The organism is Paenibacillus typhae, from assembly GCF_900099765.1.
Taxonomy (GTDB): domain Bacteria; phylum Bacillota; class Bacilli; order Paenibacillales; family Paenibacillaceae; genus Paenibacillus_AQ; species Paenibacillus_AQ typhae.
The window spans coordinates 149,130-159,832 of the sequence record NZ_FNDX01000005.1 but is presented as its reverse complement, the minus strand read 5'-3'; the positions used below and the strand labels follow the sequence as shown (position 1 = coordinate 159,832).

General features: G+C 50.2%; 12 protein-coding genes. All 12 read right to left on the bottom strand.

Annotation, left to right across the window (positions count from 1 at the left end):
• Positions 1-66: 66 nt before the first annotated feature.
• On the bottom strand, positions 67-1,269 hold the full coding sequence (locus BLR64_RS06565; protein WP_090713365.1) for an HpcH/HpaI aldolase/citrate lyase family protein: 1,203 nt from the start codon (positions 1,267-1,269) through the stop codon (positions 67-69).
• A 216-nt stretch (positions 1,270-1,485) separates the two neighbouring features.
• A complete protein-coding gene (locus tag BLR64_RS06560) occupies positions 1,486-2,229 on the bottom strand; it encodes a TerC family protein (protein ID WP_090713364.1) in 744 nt (247 codons plus the stop codon).
• Positions 2,230-2,255: 26 nt separating this feature from the next.
• A complete protein-coding gene (locus BLR64_RS06555; RefSeq protein WP_090713363.1) occupies positions 2,256-3,521 on the bottom strand; it encodes a TerD family protein in 1,266 nt (421 codons plus the stop codon).
• Between the two features lie 126 nt (positions 3,522-3,647).
• Complete coding sequence (locus tag BLR64_RS06550; RefSeq protein WP_090713362.1) at positions 3,648-4,229, bottom strand: TerD family protein; 582 nt, start codon at positions 4,227-4,229, stop codon at positions 3,648-3,650.
• Positions 4,230-4,251: 22 nt separating this feature from the next.
• A complete protein-coding gene (locus BLR64_RS06545; RefSeq protein WP_090713361.1) occupies positions 4,252-4,827 on the bottom strand; it encodes a TerD family protein in 576 nt (191 codons plus the stop codon).
• A gap of 35 nt (positions 4,828-4,862) precedes the next feature.
• Positions 4,863-5,459, bottom strand: coding sequence for a TerD family protein (locus BLR64_RS06540; protein WP_090713360.1), 597 nt, complete (start codon positions 5,457-5,459; stop codon positions 4,863-4,865).
• 122 nt (positions 5,460-5,581) lie between these two features.
• Positions 5,582-6,028 (bottom strand): tellurite resistance TerB family protein, encoded by a 447-nt coding sequence (locus BLR64_RS06535; RefSeq protein ID WP_090713359.1) that lies wholly within the window; start codon positions 6,026-6,028, stop codon positions 5,582-5,584.
• Positions 6,029-6,182: 154 nt separating this feature from the next.
• Positions 6,183-6,905 carry an amino acid ABC transporter ATP-binding protein gene (locus tag BLR64_RS06530; protein ID WP_090713446.1) on the bottom strand — a complete coding sequence of 241 codons (723 nt, stop codon included), beginning with the start codon at positions 6,903-6,905 and terminating at the stop codon, positions 6,183-6,185.
• 15 nt (positions 6,906-6,920) lie between these two features.
• A complete protein-coding gene (locus BLR64_RS06525) occupies positions 6,921-7,568 on the bottom strand; it encodes an amino acid ABC transporter permease (protein ID WP_068727093.1) in 648 nt (215 codons plus the stop codon).
• A gap of 114 nt (positions 7,569-7,682) precedes the next feature.
• Entirely contained in the window at positions 7,683-8,498 is an 816-nt protein-coding gene (locus BLR64_RS06520) for a basic amino acid ABC transporter substrate-binding protein (RefSeq protein ID WP_090713358.1), read from the bottom strand.
• A gap of 231 nt (positions 8,499-8,729) precedes the next feature.
• Positions 8,730-9,605: an N-carbamoylputrescine amidase gene (gene aguB, locus BLR64_RS06515; RefSeq protein ID WP_068727090.1), complete on the bottom strand. Its 876-nt coding sequence runs from the start codon at positions 9,603-9,605 to the stop codon at positions 8,730-8,732.
• Between the two features lie 27 nt (positions 9,606-9,632).
• Positions 9,633-10,661, bottom strand: a complete 1,029-nt coding sequence (locus tag BLR64_RS06510) for an agmatine deiminase family protein (RefSeq protein WP_090713357.1) — start codon at positions 10,659-10,661, stop codon at positions 9,633-9,635.
• Positions 10,662-10,703: the final 42 nt, after the last annotated feature.

Genomic DNA, 10,703 nt, shown 5'->3' with positions numbered 1-10,703 from the left:
GAATCAACCGGCATCTGAAAAGGGTTAGCCGTCTCTGTTACTGTAACCTGCAGATTGTCGACAATATTAAACGTGTGTATATTCGTTTTCGGGCAATAAGCTGGCAAAATGCTGTTCTTCATGTAGCACCCCGTATACTTGAGATCTTTGTAAAATACGCTTCGCCCAGTTCAAATGCGGCTTGATTTCATTCATCTTGTTAAAATATTCACTTTTAAACACGCCGCGGCTGCCATCATTGCTCTCAACAATGCTTAGCGCATCCACATATTCCTCATGCCGGACTGAATACAGAGCCTGTACGGGTCTGAGATGGGACGGATGGATAATGGTCTTGCCTACAATGCCGTTTTCTTTGTCCAGCTTCACTTCGCGGATCAGGCCCTCAGCTGCGCTGGAATAATAGCCGGCTTCCCGCGCCGGCCTGCCAAAGGACTCTTCAAAAGGCAGTGTCCGCAGCTGCGGCCGTAAACTGTGCCGTCCTTTATTGCCGAAATACTCCCATACCGGGCCTGAAATGACATAGCCCCCCTCCACCCTGCCGAATATATTGAGGATTTCCGAGATGCAGTCCCGGATGGGTGCAAGCTCATAAATACTGATCTCCGGGCTACGCCGCAGTCCGAACAGACTGGAGAAATCGGTTGCCCCGATTCTTACATTCAGCACATAATCGCGGTAGTCACCCAGCAGATTTCGGATGGCCAGCAGGCTGTCAAGCCGGCTCTCCCGGTATATAATCGGCGCGCTCTCCAGAATCGGCATACCGTACAGGACGGGCGTATTGTAACTCCGTGAGCTGTTATAATCGGCAATAGCCTCGAAGAAATCGGCCCCGTTCTCAGCCGTGAATTTGGGAAAGACAAACCCGGTAAGCATTGTTATCAGCGGGCCCAGCCTGAAGATCAGCTCCTGCAGCTGTACAGGATTCCGCACACGGATAAAAATCAGCGGAAGGCTGTGTTCGGAATCAGGCTCATTCTCTGTATAAGCAGACAAGAAGGACAGATGCCTGACCACAGACTCCTCGGCAAACCGGACTTCCCCGTCACCAATGGCATCCTCAAGGTCAATAATGACCGTCACAAGACCAGATGCCCTCAGCTTAAGGATATCCTCGGCCACACTGGCGCGGGTAGCCGGCATATACAGCGCTGCACCAACCGCATAGGCCAGCAGCTCCTTGGCGGAATATTGATTAAATGTAACAGGCGGAGAGTAGAATAATGACGTTTCTTGTTCTTTAGTCAGGTAATCGAAATATCTCAAAGGCCGTTCCCCCTAATAGTTGTGCAAAACGAGGCAAAACAATAACAGAATGGCCTCTCCTTATAAAGAGCTGCAGAACCGCTTAAGCCGTCCTGTCGGGGACGGCTGCCGGCTTTCTCAAATACAAGCAAAGGCCATACTATTACATATACGATTACCGGACATAGAGGCCTGCACCTTCCCTGCGAAGGCCTCCCACCTATAGAACTCTGACTATTAAGCCTGTTTATCCATTTCCTTCTTCTTCTTGGCAGCACTATACAGCATAGTTCCTGCAAAGACCGCAATCAGCACGGTGAAGAAAATGGCGTGCGGCAGCTCATATCCAAAGGCCCCCGCAAGCATCTTGCCGGCAATAATGGCAATCAGCAGGAATGCCGCCTGCTCCAGCTCAGGGAATCTCGCAATGAGCTTGAGGAATACCTGCGCCACTCCGCGCATCATCAGTACGCCGAGAATACCGCCCAGGAACAGGACCCAAACTTCGCTGCTCAGACCGAAGGCCGCGATGACACTGTCAATACTGAAAGCAATATCCATTAATTCAACAAGCAGTACCGTCTTCCAGAAGGAGGCGCCTTTATTCTCCGTATGTCCTTCTTCTCCGCTGCCCTTAAATAATCCTTTATAAGCGATGTAAAATAGATACAGGGCTCCCAAAACCTTGACCAGTGTAAACTCGATCAGATAGGTGCCGAGTCCGATCGCCAGGAATCTGAAGATATACGCACCCAGAATCCCGTAAAAGAGCGCCTTCTTCTGCTGTTCCTTTGGTAAATGCCGTACCATTACCGCGAGTACGAGCGCGTTATCAGCAGAGAGCAGACCCTCCAGCAAAACCAGACTGCCGATAATCCCCCAGCTCACCGGATCGGACAGCGTTGCTGCTATATCGCCCCAGGAGAAGAAATGACCGTAATTGTCACTGATGCTTCTAAAAAACTCACTTAACCAACCCATCCATAATGCGCCTCCGCAAAATATAATTATTTACTGCCCGCTACCCAGCGCAATCCCCAGCCGTAGGCCTGATCCATTTCCCGGTGGCCGCTAAAATATTGCACAAGCCGCTCGATACTGAACGTTTCATCGCCGACGTTCTGTATCAGCGCAATCGCGCACATTCCTTTACGATTGTTATGCTCGTCCAGATTTACAATGATATCCGGCCCGTCGTCCTGATGAATGGTAACGACGCCATCCGCTTCAGACCAGTGGGTAACTCCCTGATAGATAAATGAAAAAATTAAAACCCGTCTGATTTCGGCAACCTTGCTGCCGTTAATCCGCAAATTTTCGCCCGATTTCACCGAGCCTGTCCTGTCGTCTCCATCAAGCATGATATAAGGAGCCTGCTGAAGATGGCCGAACGCATTTCCGAGCGCCTGGACAACACCTTTTCTGCCGTCCTTTAACTCATACAGGCAGGCAAGATCCAGATCTACGCCGCCTTTTCGGCTGAATAATCCCCCGCCCTGCCTCTGGTTCCAGTTCAGATTAATCAAAATTTCACCGAGGCCGGAGGCCGATTTCTTGAGATTAATCGAATCCCCCTTCTTCTTCAGCTCAATCTTCTTCAAGTTAAGATTAAGCGGCGGCGCCGGGGGTGCTGGCGGTTGTACAGGTGCCGGCGCAGGCGGTGGCGGTACAGGTGCCGGACGCGGCGGCGGATTTTCCGCCTTTGGAGGAGCCGGCTCGTCTTCCACCTCAATGCCGTAATTGCTGCATAACGCTTTGAGCCCGCCTTCAAAACCGGCTACAATGGCGCTAAACTTCCAGTCTGCGTTATATCTATATAATTCTCCTACTACAACAGCCGTTTCCACAGAGAAATGATTTCCAAGATTACATCGCAAAATTTCCTCGCCGGTGATCCGGTTTAGAAGCCGGAAATAGGCATCGCTCATTTGCCCGAAGGTCTGCCTGCGGCTCTCACCGTTATACAGGGTAATTGCAAATGCGATCCTCATTGTTTCAGAGGGGACCTTGTCCAGTTCAATTTCGAAGTGCTTCAGGCCGCTTGATCCGCTGGCCGGCATATCCTTATAGCGGATAAAGGGCGTAACCGGATTATTATAAAAGATCAGATCATCATCACTGCTTACCTTCGCCTGTGCTCCCAGCAAAAATGCGGAAGCATCAATTTCCATATCAGCCGGAGCACGCCAGCTGATCTCTGCGACCAGAGAACCCAGTCCGGGATTTCCGCGCGTCAGATCAACCTTCTGACCTTTCACTGCCTCTATGCCCATATGCTTAAACCACCTTTAAACATTAGCTGTAGTTACGGCTAGGAGTGTACATTTCTTAAATTCGATATGATTTAAAAAGGGCAGGATCACTGGGGATCCCGCCTTTGAAGCATAAAGCTGTAATTGCTATTGCGCGTCTAGTCCATAGTTCCGGCACAATGCCGCCAGTCCTCCGGTAAATCCGCTGCCCACAGCCTGGAACTTCCAGTCCGCGCCATGGCGGTAAAATTCACAGAATACAACCGCCGTCTCCGTCGAGAAATCTTCACCGAGATCGAACCGCAGCACCTCACGTTCGCTTACAGCATCCACCACACGCACGAATGCATTCGAGACCTGTCCGAAATTCTGGGCACGGCTCTCCGCATCATAGATGGTTACTGTAATGCCGACACGCTGAATCTGGTCCGGGACCTTGCTGAAATCAACAACAATCTGTTCATCATCGCCGTCGCCGGCACCGGTCCGGTTATCACCGGTATGCGTCACAGAGCCTGCGCCGCCGCTCGGATTGTTGTAGAAAACAAAGTCATCCTCGCCCTTGGCCTTGCCGTCCTGATGCAGCAGGAATGCAGAGGCATCCAGATCGAAATCCTTACCGCCGCTGTATTTATTCGTATCCCAGCCCAGTCCGACTACCACCTTGGTCAGACCCGGATTTGTTTTGGTCAGGTCAATCCGCTGTCCTTTGGAAAGACTGATTGTCACCGGCTATACCCTCTTTCCTGATTTATTGCAGCCCGTAGTCGCGGGTAAGACCGGCCAGGCCGTCCTTGTAGCCGCTGCCGATTGCACTAAATTTCCACTCGCCCGCATTACGGTACAGTTCGCCGACAACGACTCCGGTTTCGATAGAGAAGTCTTCGCCGAGGTCAAAGCGGATCAGCTCTACATTGCTTTCTTCGTTCACGATACGCACATAAGAACGGGAGACCTGTCCGAAATTCTGGCTTCTCTGCTCAGCTTCATAGATGGTAATCGTGAAGGCTATCTTCTCAACATCGGCAGGGATGTTCTTCAGGTCGATATCGATTACTTCATCATCGCCGTCACCTTCGCCGGTGCGGTTATCGCCGGCATGAACCACAGAACCGTTCTCGTTCTGCTTGTTGTTGAAGAAGATAAAGTTGGTTTCCTTGTCCACTTTGCCGTTTGCGTTAGTCAGGAATACGGATACATCAAGGTCAAAGTCCTTGCCGCCATCATACTTGTTGGTGTCCCAGCCGAGACCTACTTTAATTTTGGACAAGCCCGGGTTCGTTTTCGTCAGATCGATCTTTTGCCCTTTGGATAAGTTAATGGCCATGGATAAAAACCTCTCTTCTATTAGAATTATTGAATTTAGATATATCGTTCAGCCAGTTGATTGATATGTGCTGCATGGGCGCCTTCACCGATGGCTGCGAATTTCCATTCCTCGCCGTGGCGGTAGAGCTCCCCGCAAATAAGTGCCGTAAAGCCTGTGTAATTGTCAGTCAGGTTAAACCGCACCAGCTCATTATTGCCCGATGCGTTGACAATGCGGATATAAGCCGATTTGATCATTCCGAAATCCTGCTTGCGGTTGACGGCATCATAGATATTCACGACTACGAGCACCCTGTGCACATCGGAAGGAATCGCCTTCAGATTAACCTTGATCTGCTCGTCGTCACCCTCACCGTCGCCGGTCAGGTTATCACCCGAGTGGACAACCGAATTATTGGGATTCTGTTTGTTATGGAAGCATACCAGATTCGTTTTATTCAGCAGCTTGCCGCCTTCGCTCAGCAGAATGGCCGAAGCATCACAGTCCACGTTGGCCTGCTTCTTCACCCCGAAGAATCCGCGTGCAGGATCAGCCGGGTCCCAGCCCAGGCCTACAACCACATTGGTCAGTCCGGCATTTCCTTTAGTAAGATCAATCTTCTGTCCTTTTACGAGATTAATTCCAGCCAACTTTTAGTACCTCCGTTCCCAAAAAGAATCACAGCCTGCAAGTCCAGCCTGAGGTTGTTCTATCAGTGATACGGTCTAGCCTTCTTTTCGTTTCAAAGACTCCGATAAAATATCTGCGCCTCTTAAAGGCTGAATTCACCCGGGTTAAGTCCCAGCACTCCGCAGATGTTACGGACAATAGCCTTCTCGTTCTCGTCAAAATCACCGTCAGCTGCTCCGATCGCTGAGCAGACGCCTACAATGACACGGCCGACTTCAGGCTTGCCGGTGAATTTGCCGATTGCCTTAAGCGCTTCCTGCTTGCCGATCTCCGGAGAGAAGTCAAAATTGCTGACATAAAAGTTAAATTGGGTGATCACGTCTCTCATATCAAATACCTTGAGCTCGTTGCTGAGGTTCATATAGCCCGCCATCTTGTTCTTCTCGGCTTCCTCAATCTTGCCGTCAGCAGCAGCTACCAGGGCACAGCCTGCAACTACCGCATTCATGAAATCTTTATTTTTAAATTTTTTAACCTGCTCGGTCAGTCCGGTTTTGGTGGTGTTCAGCCAATTTTTGAAAGTGCTCATTCTATTCTCCTTCTATCATTAGATTATGATAAACATAAAGATAGCAGAGAGCCTCCTCTCCGTCATTTCGACAGATATTTGCTGTATTCATCAGCATTCAGCCTACCACTCTAATATAACCGATTGAATTGTAATATTCTAGTTTGCCAGATTTTCACAGCACCTTCGAGAGAAATTCGCGGGTACGCTCGTGGGACGGACTGCCGAACAGCTGCTCCGGAGCCCCCTCCTCCACTATAACCCCTTGTTCCATGAACAGAACACGATCCCCTACTTCACGGGCGAAGCCCATTTCATGCGTAACCACCACCATCGTCATCCCTTCACGCGCCAGGTCCTTCATGACCGCCAGCACTTCACCTACCATTTCCGGATCAAGCGCCGACGTCGGCTCATCAAAGAGCATAATCTTGGGCTCCATCGCAAGCGCCCGGGCGATTGCCACCCGCTGTGACTGTCCGCCGGACAGCGAGGCCGGGTACACCTCCGCCTTATCGCTTAGCCCTACCTTCTGCAGCAGCTCCAGCGCCTTCTGCCGCGCCTTATCCTCAGACCATTTACGGACCTTCACCGGTGCCAGCATAATATTCTCGATCACTTTTTTGTGCGGAAACAGATTGAACTGCTGAAACACCATACCAACCTCTGTACGGATATCGTTAATCCTTGTGTTTTTGTCCATCAAGGAGGTGCCTTCAATGATAATATCGCCGCCCTGCGGCTGCTCCAGCAGGTTAAGACAGCGCAAAAAGGTCGACTTACCCGAGCCTGAAGGCCCGATAACCACTACAACCTCACGGCTGTGAATGTCTGCATTAATATCGGTCAGCACCTGATGTGCTCCAAAAAATTTATCCAAGTGTCTAACTTTGATGATAGGCTCCATACAAGATTACACCTTCCGTTCAATATAATTGAGCAGTTTGCTGAGGGAATAAGTAAGGATGAAATAGATGAGCGCTGCAGTCAGGTACGGCTCCCAGATCCGCAAATACTGGCCTTTCATGGTGTTGCTCCAGAACATGATTTCAGGCGCCGCCACCAGAGCCAGCAGGGAGGAATCCTTGACCAGGACGATAAATTCATTCCCGAAGGCCGGAACCATGCGCTTGATCGCCTGCGGCAGAATAATAAACCGCATCGCCTGCCATTTGGTCATGCCCAGTGACAGGGCAGCTTCACGCTGTCCCGGATCAATGGACTGGATGCCTGCCCGAAAAATTTCTGCAGAATAGGCGGCAGAGTTCAGGGAGAGCGCTACAAAGGAAGTCATCAGGACATTGGTTGTCCCGTAAAAGGCCGGAATCAGCCCGAAGTGCACGATCAGAATCTGCACATACAGCGGCGTTCCCCGGAAAAAATTGATATAGGAATGAAACGGCCAGCGGTAGATGGCCTTTGGCGCCATTTTGCCGAACCCGATGCCCAGTCCCAGGATGGAGCCGATCAGGATGGATACAATCGATACCCCGATCGTAAACAGCGTCCCTCTTAAAAAGACCGGTAAATAATGCACAATGATGTCAAATCTGAAGTCCATAGAACTCGTCCCTTCTCTTCTGCTTCTTTCTTGTCTCTCTCTTAGCTTTCTTCAAAAAAAGAAGCATGCGCAATAGCAATCATTACGCATGCTTTGATGTTTACCGGGTAATGCTTATTCCGCATTCAGCAGTGCAGCTGTATCCGGCTCTTCACCGAACCATTCTTTATAAATTTCCGCATATTTTCCGTTTTCGATAACCGTTTTGATCGCCGGGTCCAGCTTGGCCTTCCATTCGCTGCCCTTTGGATACAGGACACCATAATATTCGGAACCGAAGTTTTCCTTATCCAGGATACCTACCAGCTTCTCGTTCGGGTTGTTCTTGATATATTCATTTACGATTGCAATATCAGCCACGACCGCATCGGCACCGCCTGCATTCAATTCCATCAGCGCCACTGCGTTACTGTCAAAGCGCTTGAGATTCGTATTGTCGACACCCATAATACCGCTCATCAGATCATCGGCAGTTGTCGCGCCCTGTACGGCCACAACCTTATCCTTCAGATCCAGGGCACTCTTGATGTCACTGCCTTCCTTAACCATAATCATATTGGTTGATTCAAAATAAGGAATGGAGTAATCGTAGGTTTCCTTGCGCTCGTCTGTAATGGATACCGAAGACACGCCAGCCTGATATTCCGTTCCCTGCTGTACGCTGGTAAGCATTGTATCCCAGCCGGTATTGGTAATGGTGTATTTGACTCCTGCTTCTTCCATTACTGCCTTAATGAAATCAATATCAAATCCCTTGATTTTGTCCGTATCCATATACTCCATCGGCGCGTAGCTTGCATCGGTGGCAATTTTGATGGTCTCTCCCCCGGCTGCATTACCGCCCGCATTGTTATTTGAGCCGCAGCCCGCCATTGTCAGCATAAAGCATGCAGCCAAAGCTGACATAGCCCATTTCTTCCCGATCCCCATACTCCAATCCCCCTACTATTTTTGTAAAATACTTATAGAGATTTTATCAGATTAAAGCAGTGGTGACAATTAACTTTTCTCATTTATGTAAGTTTACATGACATATAAACATGGAATTGTAACATTTCCTGCTCTATTAGCCGACTGCTGTGGAGTTGAGGGGTATCAGAAACACAAAAAAGGCTGTCTCCAAAAAGAGACAGCCTCGTATCCTTACAATTTTATGCCTGGTTAGAAAGTCAGATCACCGTCATAGGAAGCGATCAGCCGGTACAGCTCGGGACGGCGGTCACGGAAAATCCCCCACTCGATCCGCCCGACCTCAAGCGCGTCCAGATCGAATTCACTGACCAGCACCGCCTGCTCATCGCGTCCGGCTTCAACAACCTTGTTGCCCTGCGGGCCGGCAATGAAAGACGAGCCGTAGAAATTGATGCTTGACTCTTCGTCGCTCTCCTCACCGATCCGGTTGGAAGCAACCACAGGAATCAGATTAGCCGCAGCATGTCCCAGCATGCAGGTCTGCCAGTGATCCTTGGAATCAATCGAGCCATCCTGCGGCTCTGAACCGATAGCCGTCGGGTAGAACAAAATCTCCGCTCCCATCAGGCTCATGACGCGTGCCGCTTCCGGATACCACTGATCCCAGCATACCCCTACGCCGATCTTGGCATAGCGGGTATTCCAGACCTTAAAGCCGGTGTCACCCGGATTGAAGTAGAACTTCTCCTCGTATCCAGGGCCGTCCGGAATATGGCTCTTGCGGTATTTGCCCAGCACTGTACCGTCGGCATCTATGACTGCCAGCGAATTGTAGCGCGCGTAGTTCTTTTTCTCATAGAAGCTGATCGGCAGCACTACCTGCAGCTCTTTGGCAATCGCCTTGAAATGGTTCACTGCCTTGTTGTTCTCAAGCTCGGTTGCATACGCGTAATAGTCGGATTTCTCCTTCTGGCAGAAATACGGGGTTTCAAACAGCTCCTGAAGCAGAATAATCTGCGCTCCCTGTGCAGCCGCTTCCCTTACCAAAACCTCAGCCTTGCGGATATTTTCATCAATGTCACCGGAACAGCTCATTTGTGTTGCGGCTACTTTTACTTTTCTCACTATATTATGTCCTCCTTGCAAATTCAGTTATTTCCGTGCAGGCATCTGCTGGGTGGTGCAGTGTACATTTCCGCCTTCGCCGATTACAGCCATACCATTCACAGTACGGATTCTGCGGTCAGGAAACAGGGCTGCGAGCTGCTGCTCGGCAAGCTTGTCCGTCTCAGCTGCCGTACCGCCGAACACCGGCAGAATGATACCGCCGTTCACAAAATAGAAATTCAGATAGCTGAGCGTAAGCCGGCTGTCTTCATAATCGACACGCGGGGGCTGCTGAATCCGGATAATCTCCAGCTTGCGACCTTTGGCATCCACCGCATTCTCCAAAATACGCAGATTCTCCCGGGTTATTTCGTAGTTCTCATCTTCCTTATCATCGCAGACCTGGATAATGACCTTGCCGGGTGCAGCGAAGCAGGCAATATTGTCGACATGGCCGTCGGTTTCGTCACCGCTGAGGCCCCGTTTCAGCCAGATAATGGACTCTGTGCCGGTATACTGGCGTACATACTCCTCAATCTCTGAGCGGCTCAGCTCCGGATTGCGGTTGGTATTAAGCAGACACTCCTCGGTAGTAATCAGCGTTCCCTCACCGTCAGTATGGATGGAACCGCCCTCCATTACCAGCGGTGCATCAAAACGCTCAACCTGAAGGGATTCCAGGATCTGGGGGGCCACTTCATCATCAAGGTCCCAAGGCATATATTTGCCGCCCCAGGCATTAAACTTCCAGTTCACCCCGGCAAGCTTTCCGTCTCCCGCAGCAACAAAGGTCGGCCCGTTATCACGCAGCCAGGCATCATTGTGCCGGACAGGCAGCAGGGTAACATTTGCGCCAAAATTAAAAACCTCTACCGCTTCCAGCTCCTCAGGGTTTACAATTACTGTAACTGGCTCGAACTCGGCGATTGCCTTTATAATTTCAGCATATCCTTCGCTTACCGATTTGTAATTATCCGGGAACACCATGGAGGCTTGCACCGGCCAGGAAATGAAAGTCCGTTCATGCTTCTCCCATTCGGCCGGCATTGTATAGTTTAACTCTTTAGGATACATTCGTTTAGATACCTCTGTCAGTTATATTTGAAGCAGCCTGCA